General features: G+C 67.1%; 14 protein-coding genes. 5 read left to right on the plus strand and 9 right to left on the minus strand.

What is annotated here, in order from left to right; translation table 11 throughout:
• Nucleotides 1–8: 8 nt before the first annotated feature.
• The 3 genes from ACWCPQ_RS32840 to ACWCPQ_RS32850 form a co-directional block, all read right to left on the minus strand.
• Nucleotides 9–440 (minus strand): succinate dehydrogenase hydrophobic membrane anchor subunit, encoded by a 432-nt coding sequence (locus ACWCPQ_RS32840; RefSeq protein WP_449906308.1) that lies wholly within the window; start codon nucleotides 438–440, stop codon nucleotides 9–11.
• Nucleotides 441–443: 3 nt separating this feature from the next.
• Entirely contained in the window at nucleotides 444–842 is a 399-nt protein-coding gene (gene sdhC, locus ACWCPQ_RS32845; RefSeq protein ID WP_449906311.1) for a succinate dehydrogenase, cytochrome b556 subunit, read from the minus strand.
• A gap of 685 nt (nucleotides 843–1,527) precedes the next feature.
• Nucleotides 1,528–1,788 carry a hypothetical protein gene (locus ACWCPQ_RS32850; RefSeq protein WP_449906314.1) on the minus strand — a complete coding sequence of 87 codons (261 nt, stop codon included), beginning with the start codon at nucleotides 1,786–1,788 and terminating at the stop codon, nucleotides 1,528–1,530.
• A gap of 214 nt (nucleotides 1,789–2,002) precedes the next feature.
• On the opposite strand from ACWCPQ_RS32850, the gene ACWCPQ_RS32855 reads away from it, so the two are divergent.
• The 5 genes from ACWCPQ_RS32855 (at nucleotide 2,003) to ACWCPQ_RS32875 (ending at nucleotide 7,692) form a co-directional block, all read left to right on the plus strand.
• Complete coding sequence (locus ACWCPQ_RS32855; RefSeq protein WP_449906317.1) at nucleotides 2,003–2,398, plus strand: cytidine deaminase; 396 nt, start codon at nucleotides 2,003–2,005, stop codon at nucleotides 2,396–2,398.
• 184 nt (nucleotides 2,399–2,582) lie between these two features.
• Nucleotides 2,583–3,584 carry an LLM class flavin-dependent oxidoreductase gene (locus ACWCPQ_RS32860; RefSeq protein ID WP_449906320.1) on the plus strand — a complete coding sequence of 334 codons (1,002 nt, stop codon included), beginning with the start codon at nucleotides 2,583–2,585 and terminating at the stop codon, nucleotides 3,582–3,584.
• A 52-nt stretch (nucleotides 3,585–3,636) separates the two neighbouring features.
• Nucleotides 3,637–5,043, plus strand: coding sequence for a thymidine phosphorylase (locus ACWCPQ_RS32865; RefSeq protein ID WP_449906323.1), 1,407 nt, complete (start codon nucleotides 3,637–3,639; stop codon nucleotides 5,041–5,043).
• 95 nt (nucleotides 5,044–5,138) lie between these two features.
• Nucleotides 5,139–6,236, plus strand: a complete 1,098-nt coding sequence (locus ACWCPQ_RS32870; RefSeq protein ID WP_449906326.1) for an adenosine deaminase — start codon at nucleotides 5,139–5,141, stop codon at nucleotides 6,234–6,236.
• A gap of 157 nt (nucleotides 6,237–6,393) precedes the next feature.
• Nucleotides 6,394–7,692 carry a D-alanyl-D-alanine carboxypeptidase family protein gene (locus tag ACWCPQ_RS32875; RefSeq protein WP_449906329.1) on the plus strand — a complete coding sequence of 433 codons (1,299 nt, stop codon included), beginning with the start codon at nucleotides 6,394–6,396 and terminating at the stop codon, nucleotides 7,690–7,692.
• A 38-nt stretch (nucleotides 7,693–7,730) separates the two neighbouring features.
• On the opposite strand, the gene ACWCPQ_RS32880 is transcribed toward ACWCPQ_RS32875, so the two are convergent.
• The 6 genes from ACWCPQ_RS32880 to ACWCPQ_RS32905 all read right to left on the minus strand — a co-directional run bounded on the left by ACWCPQ_RS32880 (nucleotide 7,731) and on the right by ACWCPQ_RS32905 (nucleotide 14,410).
• Complete coding sequence (locus ACWCPQ_RS32880; RefSeq protein ID WP_449906331.1) at nucleotides 7,731–9,002, minus strand: ATP-grasp domain-containing protein; 1,272 nt, start codon at nucleotides 9,000–9,002, stop codon at nucleotides 7,731–7,733.
• On the minus strand, nucleotides 8,992–10,233 hold the full coding sequence (locus ACWCPQ_RS32885) for an MFS transporter (protein WP_449906334.1): 1,242 nt from the start codon (nucleotides 10,231–10,233) through the stop codon (nucleotides 8,992–8,994). The genes ACWCPQ_RS32880 and ACWCPQ_RS32885 overlap by 11 nt, the downstream gene beginning before the upstream one ends.
• Nucleotides 10,234–10,669: 436 nt before the next feature.
• Nucleotides 10,670–11,698: an inner membrane protein YhjD gene (gene yhjD, locus ACWCPQ_RS32890; RefSeq protein WP_449906337.1), complete on the minus strand. Its 1,029-nt coding sequence runs from the start codon at nucleotides 11,696–11,698 to the stop codon at nucleotides 10,670–10,672.
• Nucleotides 11,699–11,742: 44 nt separating this feature from the next.
• On the minus strand, nucleotides 11,743–12,777 hold the full coding sequence (gene trpS / locus ACWCPQ_RS32895) for a tryptophan--tRNA ligase (protein ID WP_449906340.1): 1,035 nt from the start codon (nucleotides 12,775–12,777) through the stop codon (nucleotides 11,743–11,745).
• Nucleotides 12,778–12,798: 21 nt separating this feature from the next.
• A complete protein-coding gene (locus ACWCPQ_RS32900) occupies nucleotides 12,799–13,737 on the minus strand; it encodes an oxygenase MpaB family protein (protein ID WP_449906343.1) in 939 nt (312 codons plus the stop codon).
• Between the two features lie 346 nt (nucleotides 13,738–14,083).
• Nucleotides 14,084–14,410: a hypothetical protein gene (locus ACWCPQ_RS32905; RefSeq protein ID WP_449906346.1), complete on the minus strand. Its 327-nt coding sequence runs from the start codon at nucleotides 14,408–14,410 to the stop codon at nucleotides 14,084–14,086.
• Nucleotides 14,411–14,612: the final 202 nt, after the last annotated feature.

A 14,612-nucleotide genomic window follows, 5' to 3' on the forward strand; every position in this document is an offset into this window, starting at 1 on the left:
GCCCGTTCCTAACTGATGTTGGGGTCGAAGGTGAAGATGACGTAGGTGCCCACGCCCATGATCAGGATCATCGACAGCACCAGCAGGGTGTTCAGCCAGAACCGGGTCGAATCCTTGCGCGAGTAGTCCGCGATCACAGTGCGCACACCGTTACCGCCGTGCAGCTGCGCCAGCCACAGCATGGTCAGATCCCAGATCTGCCAGAACGGGCTGGACCACCGGCCGGCGACGAACGCGAAGTTCAGCCGTTTCACGCCACCGTCGAGCAGCAGCATGATCGCCATATGACCGAAGACCAGCACGATGAGCGCGAGACCGGAGAAACGCATGAACAGCCACGCGTACTTCTCGAAGTTCCCGCTGGCGTGCGATCGTGGGGAGCGGGGCAGATCCAGGCTCGCCGGACGGTCGTAGGACTTGCCGAGAACGGGTGCAGACATGGCTCAGTGCTCCGTCAACAGTAGGTAGAACATGCGGCCGATGGACGGGACCAGGAGCACGACCAGGAGTCCGATGATGCCCCAGAGCATCTGCTTCTGATAGCGGGGCCCGTTGGACCAGAAATCCACCAGGATCACTCGCACACCGTTGAGCGCGTGGAACAGCACGCAGAAGACCAGGCCCATCTCCATGAGCGCCACGATCGGGGTCTTGTAGATCGCGATCGCGTCGTCGTACATCTCCGGACTGACCCGTACCAGCGCGGTGTCCAGGACGTGCACGAAAAGGAAGAAGAAGACCGTGACTCCGGTGATCCGGTGCAGAGCCCAGGACCACATTCCGGGGTCGCCTCGGTACAGCGTTTTGCGCTTCGGCTGAGCCGGAGCTTCTATCGTGGCCATAGAGTTTCGGTGCCTCCAACATCGTTGATGGACCCGGTCGCAGATCCCGGCACCGGTGTGGCGGGCCGGGATTTCGGTGGCGTACCAACCCACGGCCGACAGGGGCCGACTCCGGGGCCGCTGTCGATGGGCTCGCCGCCGCCGAACCTGAACCGATCTGTTCTGGACTCTAATCCTCCGACAATCGGGGAACTAATTCGGCGTGCCGCGCGTTGCGCCCAGATCACACAGGTTAGGTTTACCTTTGTATGGCGGTGAAGGGGTTCCGCGGCGGGTTCGCCGCGCCTTCTTCCACCTACTCGGACAACCCTTTCTCGACCTCGAATTGTTCCGCAAAACCTTGCTGTGCAGCGGATTTCACATCCCACCCCGGGCATGCCGCTCGGGCGTGCGAATTAGGGCACGCACTCGAGCCCACAATGCCGATGTCACCATTGCGCGCAGCGGCAATGTGCAAAATGTCTCAGTCCACGAGGGCAAGTTACTCAAGAGTAGCCCACAGATCCGTCCGGCGGGGAATGCCTTTTCGGCAATACCGGCGGAATTACGCGGAGGCCGGGACCGGATGCCCCGCCCGCTGCAGACGATTCGACGCCTCGCCGGCGACCCGCGGTCGACGACAGAACCGGGTCCACCGGCCGCACACGGCCCCGGGTCGGCGCAGCCGCCGGTGGACCACCGCGGATCAGTCGCCCTCGTGGATCGATTCGACCCGCAACCGCACAGCTTCGTAGTTGAAAACGGTATCGACGATATCGCCGGGCACCCGGCCCAGGAGCGCCTGACTCGCCAGCGCGCTCTGCGGGTACTTGCCGACGGCCGGATCGGCCTCGTGATCGGGAACGATCCGGTACTCCAGTCGTACCTCGACGTTGCCGTAGACGTCGAGCTTGGCCAGCAGCATTTTCGAATACACCATGACGATGAGGAACTTCGGAAGCGTCATTCGCACCTTCCTGGTGATGGGCCCCGACCGAGCGGCCGGCACTCTACATATCTCCGAGCGGAACGACGCGTTTCACATCCGTCCGGAGCAGAGCGTGTGCGCAATCGCGCAGCGGGAACGGTGAGCAGCGGTAACAGTCGTACGGCAGGCTGGGCCGGGACCCGGTGGGTCGCCCACGGACGCGGGAGCAGCAATGGACATCGCGGGAGCAGCAATGGACATCGATTGGAATCTTCTTCGCACCACCGCACAGACCGCCATGCGACGCGCCTATGCGCCGTACTCCCGTTACCCGGTGGGTGCGGCGGGATGGGACGGCGGCACGGTCTCGGCAGGCTGCAATGTCGAGAATGTGTCCTATGGACTGGGGCTCTGCGCGGAATGTGTGCTGGTCGGCAACAACAGATCCGCCGGTGGCGGGCGGCTGATCGCGATCTCGGTCTGCGACTCGCGGGGCGCGATCCTGCTGCCCTGCGGCCGCTGCCGCCAGGTGCTCTACGAATTCGGCGGTCAGGAACTGCTGGTCGACCATAGGGACGGGCCGGTCCCGCTGGGCCGGCTGCTGGCCGACGCCTTCGGTCCCGACGACCTGGCCGCCGGCCGGACCTGATGCGTCGCGCCCCCGGCCCGGACCGGGCGCCCGGCACGTCCCCTCGCTGCCGCGCCCTTTCCCGCGCCCGGCCGCGCGCGGCGAACCGCCACCGCGCCGACGGAATACCGGGGGGCCGGACCGGCGCTTGCGCCGGTCGGCGGAGTGACGGAATCCCGGCGCGCTCGCACGGGTTGGTCCGGGTATGACAGTTCCCCTCTCCGTTCTCGACCTGGCCGCCGTCGCCGCCGACGGATCGCATCGGCAGGCACTCGCCGACACCCTCACCGTCGCCCGGGAGGCCGAGCGATTGGGGTTCCACCGGTTCTGGGTGGCCGAGCACCACGGCATGCCGGGTATCGCCAGTTCGGCTCCGCCGGTGCTGATCGCCGCGGTGGCGGCGGCGACCGAACGGATCCGGGTGGGGTCCGGCGGAGTGATGCTGCCCAACCATTCCTCGCTGGTCGTCGCCGAACAGTTCGGCACCCTGGTGGCGCTCTACGGCGACCGGATAGATCTGGGGCTGGGTCGCGCGGCGGGCACCGATCCGCTCATCTCGGCGACCATCCGGCGCGGCGCGGCCGCCGAGGCGGTGGAGGATTTCCCGAAACAGGTGGTGGAGCTGCTCGCTTACTTCGGGACGATTCCACCGTTGCGCGGCGGTCAGGGTGACCGTATCCAGGCCGTTCCCGGTCACGGCGACTCCCCGGAGATGTGGTTGCTCGGCTCCAGCGATTTCAGTGCGCGGCTGGCCGCCATGATGGGGCTGCCGTTCGCCTTCGCGCATCATTTCGCCGGTGGGCGCAACACTCCGCTGGTCTTCGACCTGTACCGCAGCGAGTTCCGGCCCTCGGAGGTGCTACGCGAACCGCATTCGATGCTGGCCGTGGCGACCGTGGTCGCCGATTCCGCCGCGGAGGCCCGGCGGCGGACGCTCCCCCAGAGCCTGGTCCAGTTGCGGATGCGCACCGGACAGCTCCCGCAGCGGATCCCGACCCTGACCGAAGCCGAGGAGTACGCGTGGTCGGATGCGGAGAACGCGTTCGTCGACGACCGCAACGCCGACCAGGCGATCGGTACCCGCGAGCAGGTGCTCGACCGGCTCGACACGCTGGCGAAGGACACCGGCGCGGACGAGATCATCGTCACCCCGACCGGACCCACGGTGGCGCACCGGCTCGAAACGCTGCGAGCGCTCCGGCAATAGCGCGCCCGCCGGACCCGCGCACCGGCACGACGTCGCTGCCACACTGGGGGACGTGACGGCACACGACGCGGTATCGATCATCGGAGCCAAGCGCGACGGTGGCGAACTGTCCGATACGCAGATCGATTGGGCGATCGCCGCCTTCACCCGCGGGGAGATGGCCGACGAGCAGATGGCGGCGCTGGCCATGGCGATCGTGCTGCGCGGGATGAACCGCCGCGAGACCGCACGCTGGACCGAGGCGATGCTGCGGTCGGGCCAGCGGCTGGATTTCACCGACCTGCCCCGGCCCACCGTGGACAAACACTCCACCGGCGGTGTGGGCGACAAGATCACCCTGCCGCTGGCGCCGCTGGTCGCGGCGTGTGGCGCGGCCGTGCCGCAGTTGTCCGGGCGCGGCCTGGGGTACACCGGCGGCACCTTGGACAAGCTGGAAGCCATCCCCGGCTGGCGGGCCGATATCGGCCCGGACCGGATGCGCGAGATCCTCACCGACCCGGCCGCGGGATGCGTGGTCTGCGCGGCCGGGGCCGACCTGGCGCCCGCCGACAAACGGCTCTACGCGTTGCGCGACACCACCGGCACCGTCGAATCGATCCCGCTGATCGCCAGTTCGATCATGAGCAAGAAGATCGCCGAAGGCACCGCCGCCCTGGTACTCGATGTGAAGGTCGGCTCGGGCGCGTTCATGCGCACCCACGACGAGGCGTACGCCCTGGCCACCGCCATGGTCGAACTCGGTGCCGATGCCGGTGTCGAGACCGTGGCCCTGCTCACCGCCATGGACGCCCCGCTGGGTCGCACAGCGGGCAACGCACTCGAAGTCGCCGAAGCCGTGGAGGTGCTGGCGGGTGGCGGACCGGCCGACGTCGTGGAATTGACGCTGGCCCTGGCCCGCGAGATGGTCGCGCTGGCAGGCCTGGACACCGACCCGGCCGCGGCGCTGGCCGACGGCCGCGCCATGGACCACTGGCGGTCGATGATCCGCGCCCAGGGCGGCGACCCCACCGCACCGTTGCCCACCGCCGGCCATACCGAGACATTGTCCGTTCCGTCTTCGGGCGTCCTGACCGGCCTCGACGCGCGCGCGATCGGTATCGCCGCCTGGCGGCTCGGCGCCGGTCGCGCCCGGCAGGGCGATCCCGTGCAGGCCGGTGCCGGGATCCGGCTGCACGCCGCCCCGGGCGACCGGGTCACCGCCGGCCGCCCGCTGCTCACCCTGCACACCGATACCCCCGAAGCGTTTCCCCGGGCGTTCGAGGCGCTCGCCGCAGCGATCACCGTGGACGTCGCGGCCGATCCGGTTCCCGCCCGCGGACCGCTGATCCTCGACCGGGTCGGACCCGATCGACAGCGCGGTCACTCCGGCCACCGCTGGACACCGCACGGACATTCCGGGCATCCGGCGGGACCGCTCGGTTCCGGTCACCGCGCACACCCACCCATTTCCGGCCGCTGACCACCGAGGGAATTCGGGGTGAGCGGCAGCCGAAGAGGTGAAACGTTTCCGGCCGTCCGGCTGACCTGCGCGACATTCGGCGATACCGTCGGTACATGACCGGACCTTTGCCGCTGGATCTCGCAACGCTGCGCCGGGCGCCGAAAGCTCTGCTGCACGATCACCTCGACGGCGGCCTGCGGCCCGCCACCGTGCTCGAACTGGCCGCGGAATGCGGATACGACCGGCTCCCCGCGGCGGACGCGCAATCGCTGGCCCGCTGGTTCCGGGAGGCGGCCGACAGCGGATCGCTGGAACGCTATCTGGAGACCTTCACCCACACGGTCGCGGTGATGCAGACCCCCGAGGGCCTGCACCGGGTGGCCCGCGAATGCGCGGCGGACCTGGCCGCGGACGGCGTCGTCTACGCCGAGGTACGTTTCGCGCCCGAACAACATCTCGAAGCCGGCCTGACTCTGGACGAGGTGGTCGAACACGTACTGGCCGGCTTCGTGGCGGGCGAGGCGGCCGCCGCCGCGGCCGGACAGCCGATCGTCGTGCGTTGCCTGCTGACCGCCATGCGGCACGCGGCGCGCTCCCGCGAGATCGCGGAGCTGGCCGTTCGCTTCCGCGACCGGGGAGTATGCGGGTTCGATATCGCGGGCGCGGAGGCCGGGTACCCGCCCACCCGGCATCTGGACGCCTTCGAGTACATGCGGGTCAACAACGCGCATTTCACGATCCACGCGGGCGAGGCGTTCGGGCTGCCGTCGATCCACGAGGCATTGGCGTTCTGCGGCTGCGACCGGCTCGGTCACGGGGTTCGCATCGTCGACGACATCGAGGTGCCCGGCGGGCTCGGGGACGCCCGGCTCGGGCGGCTGGCCGCCTATGTACGCGATACCCGCGTTCCACTGGAGTTGTGCCCCTCGTCGAATGTCCAGACCGGCGCGGTGCCCTCGCTGGACAAGCATCCGTTCGATCTGCTGGCACGGCTGCGTTTCCGGGTGACGGTGAACACCGACAACAGGCTGATGAGCGATACCAGCATGAGCCGGGAGATGCTGAAACTGCACGAGACCTTCGGCTACGGCTGGAGTGATCTGGAGCGATTCACCATCAACGCGATGAAGTCGGCGTTCATCCCGTTCCCGGAGCGCTTGCGCATCATCGACGACATCATCAAACCGGGATACGCGGTACTCCTGGGCTGACCGGGCCACACCCGGATCGGGAAGGTACGCGAATCGCCGGTGGGAACAAGACGACCGTAATTCTCGCACCGGGGTCGCGCCGTACCTCCGCCGTCGTTCCCACCGGGCGCGGGCTGTGGGCGGCCACGCCCGGCGGCGCCATCTAGGCTCGGCGTCGATGTACACGAGGCAGCAACACCAGCGCACCGCCCGACTCCTCGGCTCGGTGCTCGCCGCCGCGGTTCTCGCGGCCGGACCGATCACTCTGTGTGGACCCGCGGCAGCACAGCCCGCACCACCCACCACCACCCCGTTCGCCACACCGGTTACCGACACCTGCCCACAGAAGACTCAACCGCCGCCCGCGATCGACGCCTCCGAAGTACCGGAACCGGGCGAATCACCGCCCGCGCCACTGTCGGTCCCCGATTCCCCGGTCGGCGGGAAGCGGCTCGGCGAATGCGGTGTGGTGCTGCCCACCGGTGCGCCCGCGCTGCCCGCGGATATCTCCGCGACCGCCTGGATGGTGTCGGATCTGGACACCGGCGCGGTCGTCGCCACCAAAGACCCGCACGGCCGGTACCGCCCGGCCAGCACCATCAAAGTGCTGTTGTCGATCGTCGCGCTGCGCACCCTGGATCTGGACAAGGTCGTCGTGGGCACTCAGGCCGACGCCGATGTCGAGGGCACCCGGGTCGGCATCGGGCCGGGTGGCCGCTACTCGAACCGGCAGTTGCTGCATGCCCTGGTGATGGCGTCCGGTAACGACGCCGCCCATGCGCTGGCCGCTCAGATGGGCGGGGACCAGGTGGCGGTGACGAAGATGAACGACGTCGCGAAATCACTGCACGCCTACGACACCCGCGCGGCCACCCCGTCCGGACTGGACGGCCCCGGGATGAGCACCTCGGCCTACGACCTGTCACTGCTGTTCCGGGAAGCCATGTCGATTCCGCTGTTCGCGGAGATGATCAATACCGAACAGTTCGACTTCCCCGGCTTTCCCGCCGACCCGAAGATCCCCGGGGACCAGGACCATCCAGGATTCCCGATCGCCAACGACAACGGCCTGCTCTACAACTATCCGGGCGCCCTCGGCGGGAAGACCGGCTACACCGACGACGCCCGCCAGACGTTCGTCGCGGGCGCCGAACGCGACGGCCGCCGGCTGGCAGTGACCCTGCTGCAAGCCGATGTACTGCCGATCCGTCCGTGGGAGCAGGCCGCGCGCCTGCTCGACTACGGTTTCGCCCTGGGCCGCGACGCGCAGGTCGGCGATATCCCCGGCGACGACGACGAATCGGTACTCAGCGCGCCGGGGTCGGCGACATCAGCGCAGGATATGGTCGCCTACTCGGCGCAGGGGCCGGGCGGCGGCGAATTCGACGAGCTGTGGATGCTGCTCATGGTCGGCGGGCTGATCCTGGTCCCCATCCTGCTGCTCGGCACCTGGCACGTCCGGACCCGGCACCGCTGACCGGCGCGCGGGCCGGTTCCCGCGGGGCGCCCTCCGGATCATTCCGGCGCGAAGAAGTCACCGGCCCGCTTGCGGACTTCGGTGCAGCGGAAATCCAGTTCGTCGCCGCTGTCCGCGACGACGAACACCAGGCCGAGCGCCACCGAATCCATCATCGACGCGGTCGGCGGGTAAGTCCGGTCCGGCACGGCCGCGATCCGGACCTCCCGCACACCGGGCAGTTCCGCCAGTTCCGCTTCGGCTCCACCCAGATACCGGGCCTGCCGATCGACACTGAGCAGCACCAGCGCCCCGTGCCTGGCCAGCGAGTATCCGGTACCGCGTTCCAGCGCCGGAGCCCGCATTCCGAAGATCTCGGCGATGTATTCACATTCGCGGTGGATCTGCGAGCTCCCGGTCAGCTCCCAGGTGTGCTGTGGATGACCGATTCCGTGGGCTCGCGCACCGAAATCGATCAGCCGCGGGCCCAGCGGCCCGGACATGATCTCCATATGCGCCGGTCCGACCCGCACGCCCAGGGCGTCGAGTACCTGCCGCGCGTACACGGCGAGTTCCCCGACGATCGGGTCGTCGTGGTCGAGCCACCGGCCGCGGTCGTAGACGAAATCGCCCGACTCCGAGACCCATTTGTCGTACACACTGACGCAGACGAGTTCGTGCCCCGCTGGAGTGGAGAAAGTATCCACCGCGTACTCCACCCGCGGCGCGGGATACATCTGCTGGATCAGCGCCGCCGAGGCCCCGCCGAACAGCCCCGCGCTATCGGTGATCGCGGCCACCGCGCCGGACAGCTCGGCGGGGGTCGCCACCAACCGCACCCCGACGGAGGCCGCGCCACGGGCCGGTTTGACCACCAGTTTCCGCCCAGCGCGCAGTTCCGTAACCGCTTCCATCGGTAGCTCGTCGTGGCCTGCGGGGACAGCCCGGGTGGTCAGTGTCGGCACTCCGGCCGCGGCCAGGGCCTCGAACATGTACTGCTTGTCCCATCTTCGCATCGGTAGATCCGTCTCACCGGTGGGGCAATCCGGGATATCGGCGCGCAGACGCTCGGCCAGTTCGACACCCGGCTCGGACCCGGCGACGACATATTTCACCGAACGCTCCACGCACATCTTCAGCAGCAGCTCATAGGAGTTCCCGAGATCAGCGGCGAAGTCGACGGCACCGGGGGTGGGCAGCCGGCGGAAGTCCGAGACCAGCGCGTGCTCGGTGTCGAGGAGCACAGCGTCGATTCCGTACTGCGCGAGCACCTGTGGATACAGTCTTCCCGAACTCACCGGGTCGACGATCAATACCGAATTATCCGACACGAACCGAACTCCTGTCCTTGGACATTCCTGCAATTACCGCCACCGCACCCGCGGCGAACGAGATCTGGATGACGAGCGTCCAGTACAGCGCGCTGTCGTGCAGCACTCCGAACGCTCCGAGACCCGGGCCCACGGCGAAACCGAGGGACTGTGCGGCCGAGAGGTAACCCTGATATCTGGGGTTCTCCGCAGGCGTGGAGATATCGGCTATCGAAGCACTCGCCTGCGGAATGAAGATGGCCTCGCCCAGCGAGAAGAGCACGAATCCGGTAATGCATACGGCCCATCCGGACCCCGCGCCGCAGACAGCGAGCCCCAACCCGGTGACGAAGATTCCCAGTCCGAGCGCGTAATTCCATTTCAGCTTCGCGGTCAACGTGCTGATCGGCAATTCGAAGAAGATGATGAAGAGCGAATTGACGACGAGCAGTACGCTGTAGAGCCGATCGCCTCCCGATATCTTCTCGACCGAGAGCGGAATTCCACTCATACTCTGCGCGTACACCGCCATCGCCGTCCCGAAGACCACGACCACCGCCCACAGCCGCGAAGTCCGGGAGGTGTCGTGCGGGTCCGCCGCGCCACTGTCGGATCCGAGGTCCGGTGCGGCGGAGTTGCGTGCCCGGGCCGCCGCCGGCGCCTCGGCGGCCCGGAGCCTGGAGCGTTCGGTGAACAGGAACGCGGCGGTGCCCATGGACCCGAGTGCGGACAGTGAGAAGAGCAGGGAGAAGTCGTTCTCCCCTACCGCGGTGACCATGATCGGAGCGACCGTGACCCCGCTGCTGAGGAAGATCCGATGGAAGGCGACCACCGTGACGGTGTTGCCCTCGTAGGCCGAGCCCGTGACCAGCGCCGCCGCCGGGCCCGAGAACGACTGTGTCACCGCCACACTCAGCGATGCCAGCACGATCGCGGGTACCGGATCCGTCGAGGACATTCCGAGCAGGTACAGCAGCGGCATATTGAGCACGGAACCGGCGATCAGCACATCGGTCGAGCCGAACCGGGTAGCGAACCAGCCGCCGGCGACCGATCCCAGGACACCGGCGAAACCACCCGCGAACAACGCCAGGGTCAGCACCGAGGGGCTCAGGCCCATGGATTTGTAGAAAACCGTGGAGAAGAGAGCCAGAAATCCGACCGACCTACTCAGAAATGTGGTGATCGAAACAATCCACACTTCCGCCGGAAACGCGGGCGGTTTCCGCTTGCCGGCTAACGCGACGGCCAACGGACGAACCGTCGCGAATCCGCCGGACGCACCACTTCGAGCGCGGGATGCCGGGTCGGCGCCTGGGAACCCACCGGGCCCTCCTCTACTCGGCAGCAATCAAAATGCCTGCGCCCCGGCAATTTTCCGGGAAAGGGCTGCCTCGAATCGAAAGATAGGACAAGCATCGGGCCGGAACATCCGTCATCCGAAGCGAAATATCCGCATCCGGTGCACGTAAGTATCTGCCCCGGGACTACCTAGGTACCTGCGCCTCCGTTGTTACGAGCGCGCCGCCACCAGCCACCCCGAATTCACTCGTTCGGCTTCGCCGTATTCTCCTGCGTCCCTTACAGGTAGGCCACCGTCGGATTCCGCGACCCCCGAAATGAAATATTGCCGAACAGATCATGACCGGCCGGGTTCGGTGCCGGGAGATACCGGCGCGCAGCTGTCTTCAGCCGCGCCGCCGACGGCGCATCCGGGCCACCCCCAGCGTGGCGAGTGCCCCCGCACCGAACAGCACGGCGCCGCCGAACACTCCCGGTCGCCCGCTCTCCATCCGCGGCCGGATCATCGCGGGCCCGGGCACCGGCACCGAGGCCAGTTGTTCGTTTTCCCGGGCGGTAGCCGCCCACGCGGTGGCGAACAGGATGATCCGATAGACCACGTAACTGAACACCATGATGCCGATGATCGAACCGAAGGCGGCACCGGCCGGACTGCTCAGCACCGACCGCATATAGATCCCGGCGATATTCTTGAACACCTCGAACCCCACCGCCGCCAGGGCGGCGGCCTTCAGGGCGCTGCGCAGGGTGACCGGTTCGCGCGGCAGGCGGGCGATGATCCAGGCGAACAGCGCCCACGAGGCCACCATGGCGAGCACCGTGGACAGCAGCCACAACAGCCAGCGCACCCCGGGCATCTCCTCGAGGCCGACCAGCTCCAGCAACTGCACTCCCAGCCGGCTCGACGCCAGCGCCGACAACCCCAGCGACACCACCAAGGCCAGGAAAAGGCCGAACAGCGCACCCAGATCCGAGAGTTTGGCGCGGAACCAGTTCTCGTCGTCCGAGGGCTGCTCCCACTGTTCGGTCAATGCCTTGCGCAGGTTCGCCATCCAGCCCAGGCCCGAATACAACCCGGTGAGCAGACCCAGCACGCCCACTGTTCCGCGGGAGCGCACCGCCTGGTCGATCAGATCGTTGAGCTGGTCACCCATCTCACCCGGGATGTTCTCGACGACCTTCTCCTGCAGTTCACCCAGCAGTTCGGCATTGCCCGCGAGTACGAAACCCGCGATGGCGAAAGCGATCATCAACAGCGGAAACAGCGACAGCACGGTGAAATACGTGATGCCCGCCGCGTAGTAGTCGCCGCGCTGATTCTGATATCTGCCGGCCGCGCGGACCAGATGGTCGAGCCACGGCCGCTGTCCGATCACACGCTTGACGGCGGCCTTGCCGTTGTCGATCACCTGCACAGTTCGCGCCCCTCATCGCCACGCGCACGGCTACCGGACCGGTATCAGTGAGCCAGGAACCCGACCCGGTCGTAAACCTGTGCGAGAGTGTTGCCGGCGATCTCCCGCGCACGCTCGGCACCGGTGGCGAGTATGCGGTCGAGTTCACCCTGATCCGCCATGTACTCTTCCACTTTCGCACGCAACGGCGTGACAAATTCGACCAGTGCGTCGGCGACATCGACTTTCAGGTCGCCGTACCCGCGGCCCGCGTAATCCTTCTCGAGGGTCACGATCGGGGTCTCGGTCAGCGCCGACAGGATCACCAGCAGGTTGCTGACACCCGGCTTGTTCTCCACGTCGTAGCGGATCTCGCGCTCGGTGTCGGTGACCGCCGAGCGCACCTTCTTCGCGGTCACCTTGGGGTCGTCGAGCAGGTTGATCAGGCCCGCCTCCGAACTCGCGGATTTGCTCATCTTCGCGGTGGGGTCCTGCAGGTCGTAGATCTTCGCGGTGCCCTTGACGATATGGGGCTCGGGAACGACGAAGGTCTTCTTGAACCGGGTATTGAACCGCTGGGCCAGGTTGCGGGTGAGTTCCAGATGCTGGCGCTGGTCCTCCCCCACCGGCACCTGATGCGCCCGGTAGAGCAGGATATCCGCCGCCATCAATACCGGATAGGTGAACAGGCCGACGGTGGTGTTGTCCGCCCCCTGTTTCACCGATTTGTCCTTGAACTGCGTCATCCGGCCGGCCTCGCCGAACCCGGTGATGCAGTTCAGCACCCAGGTCAGTTCGGCGTGCTCGGGCACTTGCGACTGCACGAACAGCGTCGCGCGCTGCGGGTCGATACCCAGCGCCAGCAGCTGCGCAGCCGAGACCAGGGTGCGGTGCCGCAGTTCCTTGGGATCCTGCGACACCGTGATCGCGTGCATATTCGGGATGAAGTACAGCGCGTCGTAATCGTCCTGCATGTTCACCCAGTACTGCAGGGCACCGAGATAGTTCCCGAGGTGGAACGAGGCACTGGTCGGCTGGATACCGGAGAGCACCCGCTGTTTACGTTCCCCGGCGGCCGGGGTCTGGGCAGGACTGGACATGCCCCGATCTTCGCATGTGGATCAAGCCGAATTGCGCTCCGCCCAGGTACGCGGATCGATCCCGGGCATACTGCGCTTCCCGTCCCGCGCCAGACGCTGCTCTTGCTCCGTGATCAGCCGGTACATCGGCGCGCTCGGCCCGTTGAGCACCGTTTTCACCGGTCGCGGCACCAGTACCGACGGCACGCTGTGCGCATTGCGCACCGATTGCGCCAGCCCGCGATAGGCGACCGCGTCGGTACGTTTCCACTCGATCCCGTACATCTCGCGGATCCGGCCCGGCAGACTGCCCTGTACCAGCAGGTAGTAGGCCGAACTCACCTGGCGGCCCGGCGCGCGCTGCGGATAGGGCACCACGTGCCCGCACAGGTATTTGCCCACCTTGCGCGCCTCGTCGGTGAGGAACAGCTCGTCGGAGGCCAGGTAGCCGTCGAAGTAGGTCCGGAACGCGCGGTAGTCCGCCGGGGCGGCGGTACGCGGCATCCCGAACAGCTCACCCCAGCGCACATAGTCCTGGTAGAGATCCTCGCGTTCGGTATCGCTGAGCCGTCGGACCAGCAGGTCGTACATGACCTCGGCCGATTCGAAGGTGAATGCCATGGTCATGAAGCTCAGGTGCGGGTCGTAGGCGGAATACGCCGACCCCGCCGGGTGCCGCGCCCCCGCATCCTCCGGTAGCCGGCCCTGCACCTGCGCATGCTTCTTCCCGGTGAATTCGAGCGCCCGGTCGGCCTCCGCCCGGGTTCCGAAGAACACGGCCTCGAAGAGTTTCCCGGTGAGCGCGAGCCGGGTGTAGGGAGTGTCCCGGTGCTGGGTCGATTCGGCCGTGCCGACATAGAGCAGCGGATTGACCGCGCCGATCACCAGCGCTCGCAGTCCGTAGGTGAGCCCGACGGCCCGTTTGCGCATGACCCGCCGGATCATCGAATCGTCGGAGAAGTATCCCGTGTCCACAGCCATCTCAATCCTCCGGTCCGGCTCCGCGTCGAGCCCCGAAACCATCTGGCAATAGGATCCACCAGTTTTGTAATTCTGGCAAGAGATGACCCCAATTGCTCGCGAATCGGCACCTGACCAGCGCCCGAGATGCTCGGCCACGGACGAGACGGCCGCCGCGGCGCGTAGCCGACAGTCCTCAACCATCGGCCCGGCTTGCCGGGGAAGTCGTCGAACGGCTCGGACGCGGCTCGGGCCGAGGACGAATCCTCGGCCCGACATCAGCCCGCGCCGCTGGCCGGACCCAACTGTCCGTACGGAACAAGGAACGAGGTATCGGCATGGCTCTGCCAACCGTGCTCCGTCGGCTTCAGATCGGTACTGCGTGACGACGCCGGATCACGCGGCCACGGCTCCCGCAGATGCATCTGGATATCGGCCTGAATGATCGCGCCAACTCCATCGCGAACCCTTCGGCGGTGACGCTTCCGGGTTCGGTGGGATCGAGCGCCGCACTCGTCCCCGCTGCGGGCACCGTGATCTGCACCCACCCGCTGGGCTCCGGCCGCCCCAGCAGTTCCCGCAGCGTCGGCCACGAGCCCCGATATTCCGTGCTGATCTCGACGGTCACACCGAGGGAACGTTCGATATCGGAAGCGAGTAGACGCGCACCCCGAACCGCTTCGTCAACATCCATGACTGCATCCTGACAACTCGGTCACGGGACCACGCACTGATTCAGAGGCGTGATGTAGATGGTCCCGTCGGGTGCAGTGTGCAGCGCATCCACGTGCAGCACATCGCCACTGTCTTACGACGGGTCAGGACACCAGCGCTGCGGGGCCACACCCATCCTCACTGTCTTACGAGACACCTCGAAGGGTTGAGGCCCGTCTCGC

This window comes from Nocardia sp. NPDC001965 (genome assembly GCF_053594175.1).